The 19,800-nt window shown below is 54.7% G+C and carries 19 protein-coding genes; 6 read left to right on the top strand and 13 right to left on the bottom strand.

Going from position 1 to position 19,800, the window contains the following annotated elements; genetic code table 11:
• Positions 1-82 precede the first annotated feature (82 nt).
• From OSC10802_RS44125 to OSC10802_RS39210, 8 genes are all read right to left on the bottom strand, one after another.
• On the bottom strand, positions 83-304 hold the full coding sequence (locus OSC10802_RS44125; protein ID WP_232731645.1) for a potassium-transporting ATPase subunit C: 222 nt from the start codon (positions 302-304) through the stop codon (positions 83-85).
• A 200-nt stretch (positions 305-504) separates the two neighbouring features.
• A complete protein-coding gene (gene kdpF, locus OSC10802_RS46020) occupies positions 505-603 on the bottom strand; it encodes a K(+)-transporting ATPase subunit F (RefSeq protein ID WP_071593290.1) in 99 nt (32 codons plus the stop codon).
• 69 nt (positions 604-672) lie between these two features.
• Positions 673-1,806 carry a universal stress protein gene (locus tag OSC10802_RS0108270; RefSeq protein ID WP_026098289.1) on the bottom strand — a complete coding sequence of 378 codons (1,134 nt, stop codon included), beginning with the start codon at positions 1,804-1,806 and terminating at the stop codon, positions 673-675.
• A gap of 203 nt (positions 1,807-2,009) precedes the next feature.
• A complete protein-coding gene (kdpC, locus tag OSC10802_RS0108265) occupies positions 2,010-2,612 on the bottom strand; it encodes a K(+)-transporting ATPase subunit C (protein WP_017716320.1) in 603 nt (200 codons plus the stop codon).
• Between the two features lie 133 nt (positions 2,613-2,745).
• Positions 2,746-2,952 (bottom strand): K(+)-transporting ATPase subunit F, encoded by a 207-nt coding sequence (gene kdpF, locus OSC10802_RS0108260; RefSeq protein WP_026098288.1) that lies wholly within the window; start codon positions 2,950-2,952, stop codon positions 2,746-2,748.
• 177 nt (positions 2,953-3,129) lie between these two features.
• Entirely contained in the window at positions 3,130-5,223 is a 2,094-nt protein-coding gene (kdpB, locus tag OSC10802_RS0108255; RefSeq protein WP_026098287.1) for a potassium-transporting ATPase subunit KdpB, read from the bottom strand.
• Positions 5,224-5,260: 37 nt separating this feature from the next.
• Entirely contained in the window at positions 5,261-6,961 is a 1,701-nt protein-coding gene (kdpA, locus tag OSC10802_RS0108250; protein ID WP_017716317.1) for a potassium-transporting ATPase subunit KdpA, read from the bottom strand.
• Positions 6,962-6,964: 3 nt separating this feature from the next.
• Positions 6,965-7,285: a TrkA C-terminal domain-containing protein gene (locus OSC10802_RS39210; protein ID WP_017716316.1), complete on the bottom strand. Its 321-nt coding sequence runs from the start codon at positions 7,283-7,285 to the stop codon at positions 6,965-6,967.
• Positions 7,286-7,545: 260 nt separating this feature from the next.
• On the opposite strand from OSC10802_RS39210, the gene OSC10802_RS0108240 reads away from it, so the two are divergent.
• A complete protein-coding gene (locus OSC10802_RS0108240) occupies positions 7,546-8,610 on the top strand; it encodes a sensor histidine kinase (RefSeq protein ID WP_017716315.1) in 1,065 nt (354 codons plus the stop codon).
• A 29-nt stretch (positions 8,611-8,639) separates the two neighbouring features.
• Complete coding sequence (locus OSC10802_RS0108235; RefSeq protein WP_017716314.1) at positions 8,640-9,326, top strand: response regulator transcription factor; 687 nt, start codon at positions 8,640-8,642, stop codon at positions 9,324-9,326.
• Between the two features lie 291 nt (positions 9,327-9,617).
• On the opposite strand, the gene OSC10802_RS56355 is transcribed toward OSC10802_RS0108235, so the two are convergent.
• Positions 9,618-9,740: a hypothetical protein gene (locus OSC10802_RS56355; protein WP_369797061.1), complete on the bottom strand. Its 123-nt coding sequence runs from the start codon at positions 9,738-9,740 to the stop codon at positions 9,618-9,620.
• A 473-nt stretch (positions 9,741-10,213) separates the two neighbouring features.
• Here OSC10802_RS56355 and OSC10802_RS0108225 point away from each other — a divergent pair, with 473 nt between their 5' ends.
• Complete coding sequence (locus tag OSC10802_RS0108225) at positions 10,214-12,163, top strand: mechanosensitive ion channel family protein (RefSeq protein WP_198525082.1); 1,950 nt, start codon at positions 10,214-10,216, stop codon at positions 12,161-12,163.
• Positions 12,164-12,540: 377 nt separating this feature from the next.
• Here OSC10802_RS0108225 and OSC10802_RS44120 read toward each other — a convergent pair whose 3' ends face one another.
• A complete protein-coding gene (locus OSC10802_RS44120; protein ID WP_198525081.1) occupies positions 12,541-13,170 on the bottom strand; it encodes a COP23 domain-containing protein in 630 nt (209 codons plus the stop codon).
• 725 nt (positions 13,171-13,895) lie between these two features.
• On the opposite strand from OSC10802_RS44120, the gene OSC10802_RS54145 reads away from it, so the two are divergent.
• Positions 13,896-14,144, top strand: coding sequence for a hypothetical protein (locus OSC10802_RS54145; protein ID WP_155967452.1), 249 nt, complete (start codon positions 13,896-13,898; stop codon positions 14,142-14,144).
• A 73-nt stretch (positions 14,145-14,217) separates the two neighbouring features.
• On the opposite strand, the gene OSC10802_RS0108215 is transcribed toward OSC10802_RS54145, so the two are convergent.
• Both OSC10802_RS0108215 and OSC10802_RS0108210 read right to left on the bottom strand, forming a co-directional pair.
• Positions 14,218-15,522: a hypothetical protein gene (locus OSC10802_RS0108215; RefSeq protein ID WP_017716311.1), complete on the bottom strand. Its 1,305-nt coding sequence runs from the start codon at positions 15,520-15,522 to the stop codon at positions 14,218-14,220.
• A 348-nt stretch (positions 15,523-15,870) separates the two neighbouring features.
• Entirely contained in the window at positions 15,871-16,107 is a 237-nt protein-coding gene (locus OSC10802_RS0108210; RefSeq protein ID WP_232731644.1) for a hypothetical protein, read from the bottom strand.
• A 515-nt stretch (positions 16,108-16,622) separates the two neighbouring features.
• Here OSC10802_RS0108210 and OSC10802_RS0108205 point away from each other — a divergent pair.
• Together OSC10802_RS0108205 and OSC10802_RS0108200 are read left to right on the top strand one after the other, a co-directional pair.
• Positions 16,623-17,579, top strand: a complete 957-nt coding sequence (locus tag OSC10802_RS0108205) for a putative 2-dehydropantoate 2-reductase (protein ID WP_017716309.1) — start codon at positions 16,623-16,625, stop codon at positions 17,577-17,579.
• A gap of 207 nt (positions 17,580-17,786) precedes the next feature.
• Positions 17,787-18,851, top strand: coding sequence for an acyl-CoA dehydrogenase family protein (locus OSC10802_RS0108200; RefSeq protein WP_017716308.1), 1,065 nt, complete (start codon positions 17,787-17,789; stop codon positions 18,849-18,851).
• Between the two features lie 143 nt (positions 18,852-18,994).
• On the opposite strand, the gene OSC10802_RS0108195 is transcribed toward OSC10802_RS0108200, so the two are convergent.
• The gene (locus OSC10802_RS0108195; protein ID WP_017716307.1) at positions 18,995-19,768 is read right to left on the bottom strand and encodes a Uma2 family endonuclease; all 774 of its coding nucleotides are present in this window, start codon (positions 19,766-19,768) and stop codon (positions 18,995-18,997) included.
• Positions 19,769-19,800 lie beyond the last annotated feature (32 nt).

The following is a 19,800-nucleotide window of genomic DNA, read 5'->3' as shown; positions in this document are numbered from 1 at the left end:
ATTTATTCTCCCCTTCCCCCCTACAAGCCCTATTTTGCCCTAATTTAGGACGTTTACTCGCAGAGATTGTTAATAGCGCACCCTACTGGAGAGCGTCCAGTGCCAGATTCAGCCGCAGGACATTGACCCCCGGTTCCCCGAACACCCACAGGAATCTGCCCTGCGTGTATTTGGGAATCAGCGCTCGCACCCGATCGGCAGACAGCGCCCGGGCTGCAGCAACCCGTTTCGCGTGGGCTGCCTGCGCCCCCACGCTAATATGCCGGTCCTCTGCCAGAGCCAGAAGTGCACACCAGATCCGCACTCGCCGGGATATTCGCCTGCGCCAGCCGGCCTGCTGGAGATTGAATCCGTTTGAGCAAGTCGGGATTGCTCGTTCCCAGGCACCCTGCGCGACGCCGGCGGCTACCGCCTGGGAATGAAACTGGGAGGCAGAGCCTCCCTTCTGGTTTGGCAACCTTGCCTTGGGAAGCTCTGCCCCCTTAACTGCCGAGATAGCGCCTCTTAAAACCCTTCCGGCTGAAAAATAACGGTAAACAAATAAACGCAAAGCCCCAGTGTCAAAATCCCCAAAATACCAATTACTGAGAGGTTTATGAACATCAAATAAATTTAATATTTCTAACAAATGGGAGGCGATACTTTTAGAAGCCCTCCGCTATATTCAATGGCTCAATACGGCGTTTTCTCCGTGGCGATAATGTGCAAATCAATGTGTTTAACTAATCGCATCAGCTGTTGGGCGAGCGACCCCCGCAGCAGCAACTCCCAGCGAGACCGGCGAGTTTCGCCCAGCACGATATTAGTAATCCCATAGTTTTCTGCCACTTCAGCAATCCCCTTAGAAGCACTGTTGCTGGTAACTCGCAGAAATTCGCCCCCGAATTCTTTACAGAGCTTCTCACAAGTTTCAACGTGAAGGCTCTCCACCTTGGAGAGAAAGCGGTCGGGATTGTCCACGAAAACCGCGTAGAGCTTGGCATTCATATAATTAGCAATTCGGGCACCCCGGCGCAGCAACTGCACCGAATTGGGGTAAGTTGAAACGCACACCAAAACCCGTTCTTGGATATTGCAGAACTGACCGGCTGGGGTGGAAGCCTTAGCATCTTCTTCGATCCGATCTGCCAGCTGGCGCAGCGCCAACTCCCGCAGGGCAATCAGGTGGCGGCGCTGGAAAAAGTTTGCCAAGGATTGCTCGATTTTTTCCGGCGCGTAGATTTTGCCTTCCTGCAGCCGGTCTTCCAGGGTTTCCGGGGTCACGTCAACTAGCACCACCTCATCCGCTTCTTCCAGAAGCCGGTCGGGGATGCGCTCTCGCACCACCACGCCGGTAATCCGGGCTACCAAGTCATTGAGACTTTCCAAATGCTGAATATTAACAGTAGAATAAACATCAGCACCGGCAGCTAAAATAACTTCCACATCCTGGTAGCGCTTTTCCCGTGCGGAGCCGGGGACATTGGTGTGCGCCAGCTCGTCCACCAAAACCAGCTTGGGCGCTCGCTCCAAAATTGCATCCGCATCCATTTCAGTAAGCGTCATCCCCCCTCGGATGATTTGCTTGCGGGGGGCAATTTCTAGCCCTAACGCTTGTTCAGCTGTTTCCCGCCGCCCGTGGGTTTCCAGCAGCCCGATAACGACATCAATTCCTTCCTCTTTAAGTTGGCGAGCTTCTTCAAGCATGCGGTAAGTTTTGCCGACGCCTGGAGCCATGCCAATAAAGATTTTGTGCTTGCCCCGCCGGCAGCGGCTGTGGGGTGCCGGTGAGTGCAGCTGGCTGGCTATCTGACTTTTATCAATCATAAGTCTACCTGCGTCCGGGGCTGTAGCATTGGCTGCCGGCGAATTCTGACCCGTACATTCTGCAACATATTTCAGGGGTTTGCAGTGCGCTGACTTTTCCAAGGATTTGGGAAAAAATAAGATTTCTTCTCCCCATCTCCCCGACAAGCCTTATTTTCCCCTAAGTTAGGGCAAATAGCTATGGGGATTTGTATTAACCCACCCTACTGCAGAGCGTCCAGAGCCAGATTCAGACGCAGGACATTGACGCCAGGTTCCCCGAACACCCACAGGAATCTGCCCTCCGTGTGTTTGGGAATCAGCCCCTGCACCCGATCAGAGGGCAGCCCCCGCGCTGCAGCAACCCGTTTCGCTTGGGCATACGCCGCCCCCACGCTAATATGCGGGTCCAAGCTGGAGCCTGACGTGTACACCAGATCCGCAGTTGACAGGATATTCGCCTGCGCCAGCTGGCCTGCTTGCGATTGAATCCGTTTGAGCAAGTCGGGATTGCCCGGAGCCTGATTGCTGGCACCAGACACGCCCGCAATTTGCCCGACATTCTTGGGATCGCGCTGTGCCGGTGTGAAGCTGCTGTAATTCGTCGTGCTCGGACGGCTCCAGAAATACCGGTCAGAAGTAAAGCCCTGACCTATCAAAGCGGACCCCACCGGCGTGCCGGCATTTGAGATGATACTGCCATTCGCCTGATAAGGAAACAGCACCTGACCGGCACCCACCACAAACAGCGGATAAATCAGCGCCGTCATTACCCACAGGACCAGAGTGACGCGAATGCCGGTGATAACTTCTCGAATTACAGACATACTTTTCTCTCATCGGTAATTTTCTCGTTCCCAGGCTCCGCCTGGGAATGAAACTGGGAGGCTCTGCCTCCCTTCTCGTTTGGCAACCTTGCCTTGGGAAGCTCTGCCCCCTTAACTGCCGAGATAGCGCCTCTTAAAACCGTTCTGGCTGGAAAATAACCATAAACAAATAAACAGAAAGCCCCAGCGTCAAAATCCCCAAAAGGCCAATCGCCCAGGCAGCGCGACGCTCAATATCCCCACCGGCAGCAGCCCAAACAGCCGGTGCCAGCACCAAATTCAAACACATCAGCAAAAACAGCCCCACCGGCACCCCCTGCCGGCCCCACATCCCTCTCATACCAATTTTGGATTTTTGATTTTGGATTTGGGATTGAAAAAGGTGGTAGTAAAACCTTTCCAGCCCTAGAAAAAAATCCCCTTTATCCCAACTAGGCATTACAAACTTAACCCTCTTCATACCTCTCCTCTCTTTCTTGGCGTCCTTGGCGTCTTGGCGGTTCATTTCTAAACATTTCTACCCCAACCCCACAGACGCAACCAAAACATCAATCAACTTAATTGCAACAAAAGGCGCAACCACACCCCCCAAACCATAAATCAAAATATTGCGCCGCAACAGCTGGTCAGCCGTAAGCGGCCTAAACTCAACCCCCCGCAGCGCCAGCGGAATCAGCACCGGAATAATCAGCGCATTATAAATCAGCGCCGACAGGACCGCAGAATTCGCACTCGCCAGCCCCATCACATTCAAACTGCCAATTCCCGCCTCAGCAAACATCGCCGGAATAATCGCAAAATATTTCGCAATATCATTGGCAACAGAAAACGTCGTCAGCGCCCCGCGAGTAATCAGCAACTGCTTGCCAATTGTCACCAAATCAATCAGTTTTGTGGGGTCAGAATCCAAATCTACCATATTTGCAGCTTCCTTAGCCGCCTGAGTCCCAGAATTCATCGCCAAACCCACATTCGCTTGCGCCAGCGCCGGCGCGTCATTCGTACCGTCGCCGGTCATCGCCACAATTTTGCCTTGCGCTTGCTCAGCTTGAATCACCGAAATTTTGTCTTCCGGCGTCGCCTCCGCAATAAAATCATCCACACCGGCTTCTTGCGCAATCACCGACGCCGTAATCCGGTTGTCACCCGTCAGCATCACCGTGCGCACCCCCATGCGCCGCAACTGGTCAAAACGCTCCCGAATCCCCGGTTTAATAATATCCTTCAAATAGACAACGCCATAAATTTCCCCATCTTGACAAACTGCCAGAGGTGTGCCTCCCAGACGGGAAACGCGCTCGTAAGCCGTATCCAGTTCCGGCGTCAGCCTCCCACCCCGCGAGCGCACAAACCCCTTAATCGCATCCACCGCTCCCTTGCGCACCTCGCGGCCATCCGGCAAATTCGTCCCACTCATGCGCGTTCTGGCGGAAAACTCAACACCCTCGGCTTGGCGGCGGTCAAAATCGACTGTTGCGTCTAACTTCTGAGCGAGACGGACAATAGATTTTCCTTCTGGAGTCTCATCGAACACGCTGGCGGCGAGAGCGACGCGGGCAATCTCCGCCATTGAGTGGCCACTGACAGGAATAAACTCCTCCGCCAGCCGGTTTCCCAGGGTAATCGTGCCGGTTTTATCCAAAACCAGGGTATTGACATCGCCGCACGCCTCCACCGCCCGTCCCGAAGTGGCCACCACATTAAACTGAGCCACCCGATCCATGCCGGCAATCCCGATAGCGCTGAGCAAACCGCCGATAGTTGTGGGAATCAGCGCCACCAGCAGGGAAATCAAAATCGCCACGCTCACCGGACTCTTGACATAATTGGCAATTGGCGGTAAAGTCGCCACCACAATCAGGAACACCTGAGTCAGGACCGCCAGCAACACCGTCAGGGCAATTTCATTGGGCGTCTTGCTGCGCTCAGCGCCTTCCACAAGGGCGATCATCCGGTCAATAAATCCCTTCCCCGGATCGACTGTAACTCGGATAGTGAGTTCGTCGGAGAGAATGCGCGTCCCGCCGGTGACGGAACTAGCTATATCAGAGCCCGGTTCTTTGAGCACCGGCGCGGATTCGCCGGTAATCGCGGACTCATCCACACTGGCGACACCGGCAATCACCTCCCCGTCAGCGGGAATCAGATCGCCGCCGATTATTTTCACCAGATCGCCTTTTCTCAGACTCGTGGAAGATACATCCTGCACTGAGCCATCAGGCAAAAGTTTGCGGGCGACGGTATCAGATTTGGTAGAGCGCAAGGCGTCAGCTTGTGCCTTACCCCGCCCTTCGGCTACCGCTTCGGCAAAGTTGGCAAATAGGACGGTGAACAGCAGGATTACCGCGATCGAGGCATTGATTAATCGCGGGTTTTCTCCCGGAACCGCACCGAACAAGTACGGGTCAGCTGTCAGCAGTGCGGTGACGATTGTGCCGACCCAAACAATAAACATGACCGGGTTTTTCACCGCAATGTGGGGGTCAAGCTTGACGAAGGATTCCCGAATCGCTCTTCTGTACAGACCTCTGGTATCGGCTTTTGGCGTGTGTCTCCGAGAATGGCGCGGTCCGCGTGGAGTTTGTCTGGGTTTGGAGGGTGGATTTGTCATTTTTCAAGTGTCTGCTGTTGGTGCCGGGATTAGGGGATTAGGGGATTTTTGTTGTTGCTTCGCTGGCAATTTTAAAGGCTTCGGCCATCGGTCCGAGGGCGAGAACTGGGAAGAAGGTCAGGGCACCGAGGATTAAGATTGCGCCGGCTGTAACGCTGGTGAACAGGCGGGTGTCGGTGCGCAGGGTGCCGGCTGTTTCGGGTGCGGGCTGTTTATTTGCCATGCTGTCTGCTAGCAGCAGCAGGGCGATAATGGGGATGTAGCGCCCCAGCAAGAGGCTGAAACAGGTCGTGAGATTCCACCACGGGGTTCCATCTGCCAATCCTTCAAAGCCGGAGCCATTGTTGGCGGCGGCGGAGGTGTATTCGTAGACGACTTGGGAGAGTCCGTGAAAGCCGGGATTGGTGGTGCCGGCGAGGCTGTCGGGAAAGGCGAGGGTAAGGGCAGCGGGGATTAAGATTGCTATGGGGTGAACGAGGAGAATTACGCTGGCTAGGACGATTTCTCGCTTTTCAATTTTGCGACCCAAGAATTCGGGAGTGCGCCCTACCATCAAGCCGGTGAGAAATACGGTTAAAATCAGGAAGACGAATAAGTATGCCGTGCCGGTGCCCTGTCCGCCCCAGACGATTTGCAGGAACATGTTAAACAGGGTGACAAAACCGCCGGCTGGCATCAGGGAGTCGTGCATTCCATTGACTGCGCCGCACATGGTGCCGGTGGTGGTGACTGCCCACAGGGCTGTCTGCGCCCAGCCAAATCGCACTTCTTTTCCTTCTAGGTTGGGTTGCTGCATTCCCAGGAGGTTGTTGGCGAGGGGATTTCCTTGGAACTCTCCGGCGGCGGCGATTACAACCAGAATGGCATAGATGAGAAAGACCATCCAGAACAGCAGCCAGCCTTGCTTTCTGTTATTGGCAATGATGCCGTAGGTGTGAATCAGCGAGGCGGGGATGGCAACCATTGCGATGGTTTCAATCAGGTTGGAAAGGGGGTTGGGATTTTCGTAGGGGTGGGCGGAGTTGGCACTAAAGAAGCCGCCGCCGTTTTCTCCCAGCTGTTTGATGATTTCAAAGTGGGCCACCGGCCCTCTGGAAATGACTTGCGTGGCACCTTCTAGGGTGGTAGCGGTTGCCGGTGCCGCTAGGGTTTCGGGGACGCCCAGAATGATGAGCGCAATTGCGCCAAGGATGGAAACCGGCAGCAATATCCGGGTGATGGATAGGGTTAAGTCAGCGTAGAAGTTGCCCAGTGGTTTGCCGGTTAAGCCGCGAATGAAGGCGATGGCTACTGCGATGCCGGTGGCGGATGAGGTAAACATCAAAAACCCCAGCGCTAGCATCTGAGAGGCGTAGCTTAAGGTGGTTTCGCCGGCGTAGTGCTGCTGGTCGGTATTGGTTATAAAGGAGATGGTGGTGTGCAGGGCTAAATCCCAGCTGGGTGCCGGCAAGCCGGTGGGATTCAGGGGCAGCGCACCCTGCAGGGTGATGATAGAATAGACAAATACCCCCATGACGAGGTTGCTGACTAGCACCGCACGGATGTACTGAGGGCCGGTCATGTTCTGTTGCCAGCGAACGCCACCCAGTTTGTAGAGGGTTCGCTCCACCGGCACCAGGAAGCGGTCAAGGCGGGTTTGTTCTCCCAGGAAAACCCCCGCCATGTAACTGCCAAAGAAAGGCGCTATGGCCACTACAATGAGCAGCGTCAGCACTATTTGGATTAAGCCTTGCCACATAATTCAGCCAAAATAAACATCCTCATCGGCTCGCTCAGCTTCTGAAGCCCTTGGGGGGCTTTTGAAAGAATGGCATAAAACTGGACAGGTTTTTTTTAAGGTGAGTTCTACAACGGGTGCGAGAGCGGGATTGAGTGCCACTGCTAAGATGGTATCCCCACTGCCCAGCGTTGGGTTCTGACTGGGTAGAATGACTTGTCCTTCTCTTACCAGTCCCAAGCACTTGCACTTGTCCGGTAACTTTACCGCAGTTAAAGGCACGCCGCAATACCAGCTATTCAAGGGCACCGGCACTTGGATGAGGGTTACTTCTCCAGAAAACATATCTGGCCAGTATAATTTGATTATGTAGGATGGGGTTTCTTATCCTGATTATCGAATCTTTTCCCGTGGGAGACAAGATATAACAAGGTATAACTTGACCCTCAGCCCAAATTTATATAGGGCAATCTAATCCCAGAAGAATATAAATGTTGAGGGCGTTTACAAACATCTATATCTCCAAATATAGAAGCCCCTGAACGAGTATTTTTGCTTAGAGGAGAGGGGTGTCATGCCAGTTACAAGCTGAAATAGGTCGAGCCATGAAGAATCAGTCCTTGAAACCGCACTGGCTGGTTGCCGGTATATTCGCTGTGGTCATAGCGCTAGAGTTCTCCACGCCATCAGCGTATGTCTTTGGCTACCTGTACACCGGCGCAATTTTGCAAGCCAATTCCCTGAGGAGCCGGTCCGCCACTGTGGCGGTAACGGCTGCGGCTTGCTGTTTAACGCTGCTGAATCTTTTTTTGCCCGATGCTGAACCCTTGAATCCGGCGACTGTGGCCAACCGGCTGATTGCCGTGCTGGCGCTAGTCGTCACCGGCTGGCTGTCGCAGCGCAACCGGCGCTACGAGGAAGCGCTGGCGCAACAGCAAGCTCAGCTCGCCGCCGAAAAGCAGCTGTCTTTGATGCGAGAGGATTTCGTTTCCACCTTGAGCCACGACCTGAAAACGCCGCTACTTGGTGCCATTGAAACCATCAAATCCTTCCAGCAGCAGCAATTCGGCGCAGTGACGCCGGCACAGCAAAAAGTGCTGGAAATGATGGTGCGCTCGCACCGCACCACGCTGCAGCTGGTGGAGACGCTGCTTTTCGTGTACCGCAACGACACCGAGGGACTGAAATTGCAGCGGGTGCCGGTGAATTTGGTGGGCATCGCCGAGGAGGCGATCGCCACCCTGACGGATTTATCCGCAACGCGCCGGGTGTACATTCACCTGAGCTGCGGAGAGTCGGACTTCCGCCGAGCGCTTTGGGTGAGCGGCGATCCCCTGCAGCTGCAGCGCGTCTTTGCCAACTTGCTGACCAACAGCATCAACCACTCCCCTCGCGGCGGTAAAGTAGAAGTAGTCTTGGAGTCCCAGTCTGGCTGTCAGGTCGTCAAGGTTCTCGATGAGGGCTTGGGAATGACCGCTGACGAACTCCCTCACTTGTTCGAGCGGTTCTATCAAGGGCACAGCAACCGCCACGCCAAAGGCTCTGGGCTGGGACTGTATTTGACGCGACAGATTGTTGAAGCCCACGGCGGTACAATTTGGGCAGAAAATCGCTCACCCCACGGGGCGCTGTTTGCCTTTAAACTGCCGGCTTGCCTTCCTCAATCCTGAGTCCTCTATGCGATGATGCCCCATGCCCCATGCCCAATTTGCGAATTTTGCTGGTTGAAGATGATGAGCTATTTCGCCTGGGGCTCTCAACGCGGTTGCAGCGGGAGAGCGGTTTGGAAGTTGTCGCCGAGGCGGAAGATGGCGAGAGTGCAGTTGAATTGACCAATCAATACTTGCCAGATGTCGTCTTGCTGGATGTGGGACTGCTTGGGATTGGCGGGATTGAAGCGTGCCGGCAAATCAAAGAGCGCCACCCAAATATTGCGGTTCTGGTTTTAACCTCTCACTCCCAAAAATCTCTGATTGAGCGGCTGATTGAAGCCGGCGCTCAAGGCTATTGCCTGAAAGGAATTGCTGCAGAAACTTTGGTTTTGGCGATTCGTTCCGTGGCTGCCGGTGCCTCTTGGTGGGACAGAGCCGCCACGGCGGAAATCCGGGCGGCTTTTGCTTTTGCCGAAAGTGAGCCGGCTCCTGCTGGCTCAAACCAGCCCAAAACGCCAGAAAACCAGCTCACCAAGCGCGAGCAAGAAATCCTGGCCCTCGTGGCTCAAGGCAAGAGCAATCAAGAAATCGCCCAACAGCTCTACATCGCCCCCGGAACAGTGCGCGTTCACGTCCACGCCATTTTGCAAAAGCTGGAAGTCCGCGACCGCACTCAAGCTGCAGTTTTGGCTCTCCAGAAAGGACTTCTTGATAGTGAAATTATGGCGCAATAATAGCGGAGGGCCTGGGGGCTGAGAAGCCATTCGTTGCACAACACTTATACAAAAAAAACCGCAACTAAAATATAGCGGTTTTCAGTTGGATGAAGTACATGCCAAAAACCCGTATCTTTAAGAATACGGGTTTCTCAGTACCTCACTCAGATGAAAACCGCTATACCTTTAATTTACCGCTCCCCCGTTCCGGGACTCTGACTTCTGACTTGAAAAGGTTTGTAGTAGGGCTTTAGCCCTGCCAGCAGATCCTTCACGGGGGCTGCTCCCTAAAATAGCAATTTAACTGCATCATTTTTTGCGCTGCCCCGCCGCCACAATGGCCACACCGGCAAGCAGCACCGCCGCACCGGCAAGCACTGCAGGTGCCGGCACTTCCCCAAATACAAAATAGCCCAGGATACTGGAAGCCACCGGCAAGGAACAAAATGGCCAGCGTCACAAAGGTGGGCGAAACCCACCGCACCGCCCAGTTAAAGCTGGTGTGGCCAACGAGCTGGGGGAAAATCGCCATCAGCAAAATAGAGAGATAAACTTCCCTCGGATAGCCGGTGCAGCCGGCGCTGAATGCCAGGGGCACGGGGAAAAGCGCCGGGAGCATGCCGGTGCATACAAAGAAGCCGAAATCAATGCGATAATGATTTTAGCAGGCGGCAGGAGGAGAAGAATATTTTTTGCCAGCTGAATCCCGGCAACGGGATTGAAACTAGCTGGATGGGGGTGAGTGTTTTCAGGTCTGGCAATTTCCGGTACAATTAACACTAATTAACTGGAATTGAGCCGGCTGTCCGGCAATCCTCCCAGCCTGGGAACACTGCACCGGCAGTGCGGCGAAGGAAACTTCAGCCGGAGGAATGAATGGTGGGGAGTTTAGCATAATTGATCTAATGAGAGCGTGCGTCACAGCACGAGCTGTGCCGGTGAGGCAAGCTTACATTAAACTGCACAAATGTAGGGGAGGGTATGCGAGCGTGAAAAGCAACCGGAATCGCCGTCAGAGCTACCGGCTATCGCCATTCGGGCGGAGAGTTGGGATTGCCATCGCCGTTGTGGGGTGCCTGCTGGTGGCGACAGCCAGTGTGCCGGTGAGTCTAGCCGCCGCCCCAAATTCTTTACAGCCGCCGGCGATTTCCCAGAGTCAGGAACGGTTTGCCCCGAGCAACGCAAGAGACGAGGGAGGCGAGAAACTCCCGCCCGAAAGCAACTCCGGCAAGGCAAAGGCTGTGAAAACGGTAATCTCAACCGCCCCTGTGCTTTTGGACGGGCGGGAACTTTTTAAAGTGTCAGACGCGGGAGATTACCCAGCTGAGGTGCGCTCTGAGTGGATCGGTTCTGAGCTGAAAAAGGCAGCGCGCTCCTCAAATCCAGTCGCGGTCAAGATTGAGGAGCGCAATCAATTGCCCACCATTGTGCTGAACGGGCAGTATTTGCTAACTGTAACTCGACGAGATGCCGGTGCCGGCATGACGCCCGAAGAGCAAGCCCAGGTTTGGGCGGCGCAAATTCAGCAAGCCCTGCAGCAAGCGCAGCGAGAGCGCAGCGCTGAGTTTATCCGCATAGCGCTGATTCTGGCAATTGGCGTGGTGGCGCTGGCGGTGGGGCTGCACTGGCTGTTGGGGCGCGTCTGGGAGCGCTACCTGCGAATGGGGCTGGCAAGGCTGATTCCTGAACCTTCCGCTGCCGGTGAGCCTTCGTCCCAGACGGCACAGGAACGCCCACACAGGGAGTTTTCCCACACAATAGAAGCGCTGCTCAACCTCAGCCTGGGGCTGGGGCGGACTGTCGTCTGGCTGGCTGCCATTTTTCACGTCACCAATCTGTTTCCCCTCACCCGAAATTGGAGCTACCGGCTCGCCAACAGCCTGATTTCCACCTTCACTTCCCCGATTTTAACTCTCAATAAAAATGACTATTCTGTTGCAAATCTGCTGGTGCTGATTTGCCTGCTGACCGCACTGTTCGCCGGCACGAGCATCGCCACAAATCTCCTGAAAACTCGCATCTTGGGCGTCACGGGGATTAATCGCGGCATCCAGGAAGCCGTTGCCGTGATTGTGAAATACAGTTTAATTTCCATTGGCACCGTTGTCGTGCTGCAAATTTGGGGGCTGGATATCAGCTCCTTAACCATTGTGGCGAGCGCGCTGGGCGTGGGAATTGGGTTTGGCTTTCAAGACATCGCTAAGAATTTCGCCAGCGGCATTGTCCTGCTGTTTGAGCGCCGGCTCGTGGTGGGAGACTTTGTGGAAGTGGGGCGGTATACCGGCACGATAGAGCGGATCGGGGCTCGCAGCACAGTGATTAGAACGGTGGACAATATTTCGATTATTGTGCCGAATTCTCGCTTTCTGGAAACGGAGGTGATTAACTGGAGCCACCACAACTCGGTTTCGCGACTGCAGCTGCCGGTGGGCGTGGCTTACGGTTCGGATGTCCAAGCGGTGAGAGAGGCGCTGCTAGAAGCAGCTCAAGAACAGCAGGGGATTCTGTCATTTCCTCCGCCCCAAGTGTTTTTCAAGGGGTTTGGCGAGAGCGATCTGAATTTTAACTTGCTGGTGTGGATTAAGGAACCGAGCAAGCAATTTCTTTTCAAAAGCGACCTCTATTTCCGGATTGAGGAGCTGTTTCGCCAGCGCCAAATTCAGGTTCCGTTTCCGCAGCGGGACTTGCACCTGCGTTCGGAAAGTTTGCCGCTGGGACTGTCGCCGCAACTGGAGCGGGTGCTGTTGCAGCTGCTGGAACGGTGGGGAAATGAGCGGAACGGGGGGAGTGAGCGCAGGCACCGGCAGCGCGACGAGCGAAGTGAGGCGCTGGAAAAGGATGAAGGGGGAGGATAATTCTGCTGGGGCATGGGGCTCATGCGCATCGGGCTCATGCGCATGGGGTAAGTAGGGGCGGGTTCACCCAAGATGTCTCTGGGTTTTACCAGATGTTAGTAAACCCGCCCCTATAGCAGTAGCCAATTAGGTTCGTACATTTCGGCCTCTTTTGCACCCCCGCACTCCGGCTCCTATTGTCCTAACCGATATTACTACTGGGATATAGACGTAGGGCAGGCGTCCGCCGGGACTGAAGGTCTAATGTTTTAACCTAAGTGCATACTGCTATACCAGCTTTTGCGTGATGCCATGCATGCGTGATGCGATGATGCGATGATGCCCATGTACTAACCTAAGTGCATACTGCTAGAACTGTCTATTGCTATAATAACCGCCTATTTATAGCGAGTTACCTGGCTGCCGTATTTATTTTTTAGAAATTGTTTTTCCCAGGCTTCTAAACTGAAGTAAGGCTGCCGGTCGATGTCATTAATAGGATTGCCGGCCAATTGCAAAACCGGAGGTTGTGAACCCTGAACGCTTATCCCCGTCAGCTTTTCTAGAAATTTCTGGGGCTGTCTGCCATATTGCTTAGCATCTTCTGGTGTCAGAGCAAACAGCGTGTTGTTGGCGTTACAGCCCGAGTCATAATTGCTGACAAAACAAATCACTGTTTCCCGGTTTACGCGCCCCATCGTCAGCAGCAAGCTGTTCAAGTTCCCCCCCTGCTTTCTCACCGCATCATTCATGCGTTGTGAAAGGGTATTGCAGGCTCGTTCGGGGGACAATTTGCCACCAAAATTTTCGCTGCTCCACAGAAATAGAGCCGCTGTTTTGTCCGCTTTTTCCGCGAGAGTAATATAGCTGTTCGTTCCATAGGGAACGCACTTAAAAACTGTGGCTTCAGATTGAATAGGCGTCAGGCTGGCAGGAGGGATGAATTGTTGGCACCAAGCTGGAGACGCCCCTGAAACAGTTACAGCCAGAGTAGTTAGTAAAATCCTAGCAGCTAACGTAGATTGCATCAAGTGGGGGGAGAAAGTTAGATTTGGTTGCCAGCCCATCTAGAATATTGTCGTTTAAAAGCGCGCAGTGTTCCTCACTCGTCCCCGTGGCGGTGCGGCAGGCACCGGGCAACCGCACCCCCTGCGCGCTGCATCCCTTATCCGACAGGTATGGCCAGACCTGAACCCTTGGGGCGCTCTCGCTCCCACGCCCCAAAACACCGTCTAACAATCGCCAAAATACGTTTGTTGTGGCGGGAAGCCGGTCAGTTAAGGTGTTCAATTCTCTCAGGACTTACGCAAAGCCTCTATCGGTAGGGTGGGTTAGCGCAAGCGTAACCCACCACACAATTGAGGTCACTGCGTAAGTCCTATCTCTATCCCACGCCGATTTATAGCAGTATGCACTTAGGTTAGAACATTAGACCTTCAGTCCCGGCGGACGCCTGCCCTACGTCTATATCCCAGTAGTAATATGGGTTAGGACAATAGGAGCAGGAGTGGGGGGGTGCAAAAGAGGCCGAAATGTACAAACCTAAGTGCCTACTGCTATATTAGTGAAAATACGGCGCTCCCCTTCATATCTTGTTACAAGAATTGAAAATCCTCAAAAATAAAGACTTTCTCAGACCTGCCGAGATGCGCAGTCAGAGCTATAGCAGCACACAGTCAGTTTAGGACAGGGCATCTCACTTGTTCGTAGGAACAGGGACAGGCGAGACGCCTGTCCTACGTCCGCGCCCTAAGTGGCTACTGCTATAAGACTGCGCCCGCCGGCAAGCCGCCGCCTCCGTCGTTCTGCCGGTTTGATGGACTATTCTCCCACCGGCAGCGCCACAAAGCAACCGAGAAATTCCCGCGAGCCCCATCCCCTATGCCCCATCCCCGGTGCCCTATGCCCGGAGATCCGGCTGGGGTGGGTGCGCGCGCCTCCCGCACGCACCCTACCGAATCACATACAGCGGGCAACGATAGAGCGGCTCTCAGTTGCATGAACTGCGGCCCAGAAACCCGGTTTCTTAAAGAAACCGGGTTTCTCAGTACCGCACTAATATGAGAGCCGCTCTATCACCGGCTGCGCATTTCCGACCGAACAGCTTCCTCCACCGGCCCCACAGGAATGCGGAACTGATTGGCAATCGCTTCTATCACCCGCTTTTCTGCCGGCGCAATCACCCCATCGGAGAGCGCAATCCTGTAACACTGAACCAGCAAAGGTCTGGCAAAATCGCTGTTGAGCTGCCCGATCAGCGCCGGCAAAGGCTGGGGCGATTTGATGTGCTGTGCGATCGCATCCAAAGAGGCCGGTGTCAAATTCAGAGATTTCAACTCTGGCAAAATATCATCCCAAGATTTATCAGGATGGCTCGCCAAAACCATCTCCGCGAGAACCCGATCCATAACCGCTTGTTGAGCCAGGGCAAGTTTTAAATAGTCCTCGCTGCCTTTCTTAACCTCTTCCGCTGCAGCTTCCGAAGTCAGCGGACTCACCTTTGATTCATAGAACCGGCACGCCGCATATCCCAGCGTGTACAGCATGACCGCATTTGTGCTCGCCCCAATCGCCGCACCGGCAAACGGCACAGTTCGCAGCAAGCCCAAACCGGCTCTCACCGCTTGACCTCCCCCCAGCGCCAGCCCAAAAATCGCCAGCACTTCCCCCTTGCGCTTCGGATCTGTTAAATCCATCCCGTAAGCCGCCGCAATCTCATAAACCATTTCCGCCTGCAATTGCGTTGTCGCTGCCAGATCGATGGCCAGCAGCGCCAGCGCCGCTCCGGGCACAAAACTGCTCACCAGCCCGATCCCGCCGGCAGAAAGCGCCTTATCCACCATTATCCGGTGAGCGATCTGGCTCGGGCTTTCCTGCGGGCACTCTTGCTGCAGCTTTCTCACCGCTGCTTGCGCTTTCCCCACATCCACCTGACCAATCGCCGCCAGCAGCCAGTCCGCCCGGAAAATTTGCGTCACATATCGCAGCACCGGGTTTTCCCCCAGAACAGTCAGGGCGCGTCCCGCTTCGTGAGTCCCGTGCTCGAACAGCCGCTGGGATTGGTGCGCAGCCGATTCCAGCACTTCACCTGCTGTCGCCGCCGCCACCGATCCCGCTTGCGCCGCCACTTTCCCGATCGCCTGACCGGCACCGGCGGCTTTTCCCACCGCCGCTTTGCCTGCAGCGATAGCCCCCCCCACTGTTTTGCCGGCATTCGCCGCCGCCTGACCTGCCAGGGATGCCGCCGAGCCTGCTATCCCTCCCGCTCCCGCTGCAGCGCCGGCCACTGCTTGACAAATCCCTTCTGTGCCGGCTGGCGTGCCAGCCGGAGGAGATGCCGGTTGGGATTTTTCCACCCTTTTATCCTGTTCGTCAGCCATCGCTCAATTCCTCTTGCCAGCTTGTTTTTTACTTCGATCCTATCCCCCCTCATCTAGAGGACGCCTGTATCGATAGGCATAATGTTGAGAGAGCCGGTTCCCTCAAAACACCGGGTTTCTCAACCCAAACGCGCTGTGCTGCAGGGATTGTTATTATAGCGGTTTTCAGTTGGATGAACTAGATGCCAGAAACCCGGTTTCTTTAAGAAACCGGGTTTCTCAGTACCGAAGAAACCCGCTCTAACCCCCCCACCTCTAATTTTAAATATTAATATCCATAAAATATCGGTCAAAAGCGAAGCGACCGGCTCGCCTCGCTCAGTAGAGGACTGACAAGAACCGGCACTCTCAATCGACCACCCTCAGCAATCCCTGTTGCAGGGCGTCAAATACTCGGTTGACTTTCTTCTGATCTTCCCAGCTGAGAGTCCCCCTCGACAGCATGGCAGACATGAACCGATGCTGGTCTGCGCGAGTAATTTTGTGAGAAGAAAATATCCGCTCAACAATCCGGTCTAAGGTATCTGGGTGTAGATGTTCTTGCGCCTGAATCATGATGTTTTTACAATAATCGTCTTCTTCCACTTATCTTAATCAACAACGCCACACCTCTGATGTGATCTTTGCAATCATCACTTGTGATCTTTCTCACTCAAAGGCCGTCCCTCAAGCCGTTAATCTCAAGCGCCCTTCGCCCACCAAACACTTTTACTGCTCTCCGCTTAAATCATTGTTATAAAACCCAGGTGGGCGCTGGGCCGCTTTTGAACGCGGACACACGGGGAAAAACAGGTTAATCCGCTTGTCTCTCGCTCGGTGGCGCTGCTGGAACCCCACCTGCGCTTTTATTAACTAATTAAAAAGATATAGGATAATTTTACCGGTAGGGCCGCCGGCTAATACTCACGTTGCCACCTTAACCTAAGCGGCGACAGAAAACCGTATCATTATATACATTCCGGGCAATTACTTTTTAAAAAACCATTTTAGCGCAGGAGCGGGCGATGGGGAGCGACTGTCGCTCTAACAGATAAATCTTCTGCTAAACCAGCCCTCAGGCTCAGCTAACATCTAAAATCGCCAAATCTAAAATCATTATAATGGAAAGTCCCCCTGAAATGATACCCAATCGCACCTACGCCATTCTCGGCACCGGCGCAGTGGGCGGTTTTTACGGAGCCCGCTTGCAGCAAGCCGGTGCTCAAGTCCACTTCCTGCTGCGCAGCGATTGCGAACAAGTCCGCCAAAATGGCCTGTTCGTCGAGTCCCCAAAAGGCGACATCACCCTAAAAGTCAACGCCTACCGGCATCCCAGCGAACTGCCCAAATGCGATGTCGTCGTGGTGGCGCTGAAAACCACCCACAATCACCTGCTACCGGAACTGTTACCACCGGCACTCAAAGACACCGGCGTCGTCTTGGTGCTGCAAAATGGCCTGGGCAGCGAAGAAGAGGTGGCCAAAATCGCCGGCCCGGAACGAGTGATGGGCGGGCTGTGCTTTCTGTGCTCCAATAAAATTGGCCCCGGTCACATCCGCCACCTGGACTATGGCTACATCACCCTCGGCGAATACGCCCCTGACTATCGCCCCTGCGGCATCACCGAGCGCATGCGCCTGATTGCCAGCGACTTCGAGCGCGCCGGCATCCCCATCAATCTAGCGGAAGACCTGCTTTTGGCTAGATGGGAGAAACTCGTGTGGAACATCCCCTACAACGGGCTTTCTGTCGCTCTCGACGCCCGGACAGACGAACTAATGGCTAACCCCGACACCCGCACCCTAGTTGAGGATCTGATGCGGGAAGTTCTTGCCGGTGCTGCTGCTTGCAATCGCCCTGTCTCTGAAAGTTTTATGCAAAAAATGCTCGATCACACTGAGAAAATGACTCCTTACCGAACCAGCATGAAGCTCGATTTCGACACCCGGCGTCCCCTGGAAGTGGAGGCGATATTCGGCAATCCCCTGCGTGCGGCGATGGGTGCCGGTGCGCAACTGCCGCAAATCGCCACCCTCTACCGGCAGCTGAAATTCCTCGACGCCCGCAATCGCCGGTAGGGTGCGTTTGGGGGGAGTCTATATAGCACGGACGTAGGACAGGCGTTCCCTCCGCTCCCTATCCCTACTAGAAAGTGAGATGCCCTGTCCTTAACTGACTGTCTATTGCTATAAGAGAGGATTTTATCCTCGCTATCCTCGTTCCCACCCTCAGGCTGGGAACGAGGTACTTGAGTTATAAAAGAGGAAGTCGCTCAGAAAATTCACATGGATGACCAGCAACAGCTGCTAAATTTTGCCGAATCCTATTTTCGGGAATCGGTCGCCCCCCGCGCCGCCGAAATTGACAGTGACCCGCAGGCGCTGTTTGAGGCTCTCAAAGAACTGGGCGAGCGCTCCCTCCTGGCGCTGCAGCTGCCCAAAATCTGGGGCGGGCAGGAGTTGGCACAGGAGAAGTCCGCCAGCTTCGAGGAAATGATTGCCAGATACTCCGGTGCCCTGGCGTTCTTGCAAATCCAGCACCAGAGTGCCGGCAATATGCTGGCTGTTAGTGATAATGAATCCCTGAAACAGGAATATCTCCCTTATCTATCCACCGGCAAGCGGTTAGTGGGCATCGGCTTCTCCCAGTTGCGGCGGTTGGGCGAGCCGGTGCTCAAGGCGCTGCCGGTTGCCGGCGGTTACGAGCTGCAGGGCTATGTACCCTGGATCACCGGCTTTGGCTGCTTCCAGGAATTTATTGCCGCTGCCACCCTGCCTGATGGCAGTGCTGTGTTTGGGATGCTGCCTTTTGTTGAGACGAATCAGGATGCCGGTGGCTGCATCACGTTCAGCGAGCCGGCGCAGCTGGCAGCAATGGCATCAACAAATACGGTCAGCGCCCAGCTGAGTCAGTGGTTCTTGCCCCAAGAGCGGGTCGTGTCCGTCAAGCCGGCAGGCTGGATTCACGAAATCGACAAAAAGAACATCCGCTCTCCCGCTTTTTTTGCCCTCGGGTGCGCGAGAGCCGGTCTGGATATTGTGGAAAATGCCGCAAAAACGAAGCAGCTGCCGTTTATTAACTCTGCATTTGAAGCCCTGAACCGGGAACTGAATAGCTGCCGGGAAGCAATATTAGAAGATAGCCGGCAAGACGGGCTGCAATTGCGGGCGTGGGCGATTGATTTAGCCGGCAGATGTGCGATGGCTGCAGTGGCGGCTTCTAGCGGTGCGGCTAATTACAAACATCACGCCGCGCAGCGAGTTTATCGGGAGGCGCTGGTGTTTGCGGTTAGCGCTCAGAGCACCGCTGTTATGGAAGCGACGCTCAACCGGCTCGTGCGGAATGTGTGATAGGGGCATAGGGCAGCCGGCAATGGGGCAGCCGGCAATGGGGCGATGGGCACGCACCGCCCCTACAAAGGCTACCGCTCACACACATCTTGGGCGCATGGCCAGGGGTGGGTCGGGGCGTGCAACTTGATGTTTCAATCAACTCACTCCGGTTCAATTCCCGCCGCACGCAGCCGCTCTGCTAAACGCTCAGCCCGCTGCCGTTCTTGTTCGGCCCGCTGCCGTTCTTGTTCGGCCCGCTGCCGCTCTTGCTCAGCCCGCTGCCGTTCTTGTTCGGCCCGCTGCTGCTCTTGCTCAGCCCGCTGCTCCGCATCCGTGGCCCGTTGCTGCTGTTCTTCCAGCTGTCGGTGAATTTCCACATAACTTGCAAATCGCTCCCCATTGGGACGGTAAATCTGCAACTCCTCTCCTGACAAATCAAAGCGAATTCCCAGCCGGGGGCTGACCCAATTATCCACCGGCTCAATTACCTCCAAATCCGCTTGCGAACGCAACCAGCCACTCAAATCGTTTTTCTGAGGATCGTACAGGTAATATTCCTCCACTCCATAGCGATTGTAAAACCTCAGTTTTTTGTTCATTTCTGTCTGGGTGTTTCCCGGCGACAGAATCTCAAACACCACCTGCGGCGCAATATTCCCCTCTCGCCACTGCATGTAAGAGCCCCTGTCCCCCTTCGGCACGCCAAACACTACCATCACGTCAGGAGCTTGACGAATAGTATTATCCCCCTCCACCGGATACCACAGCAAGTCCCCTGCTACAAATACCATTGAATCGCCGGCAAAGAGCCACTCTAAATTGTAATACAGGATCATTATCCAGCGAAACTGCCTGGTATTGTCTGCCATAGGTTGGCCGTCGCTTTCCGGGTAAATTATATTCGTCGCGCTCGGAGATTGTAGTTGATAAATCATTCCTCTTCCCTCCGTTTAAAACAGGTTAATTT

It is taken from the genome of Kamptonema formosum PCC 10802 (genome assembly GCF_000332335.1).
Taxonomy (GTDB): Bacteria; Cyanobacteriota; Cyanobacteriia; order Cyanobacteriales; family Oscillatoriaceae; genus Oscillatoria.
The sequence above is the reverse complement of the archived record's forward strand: the minus strand, read 5'-3'. Positions and strand labels throughout refer to the sequence as shown.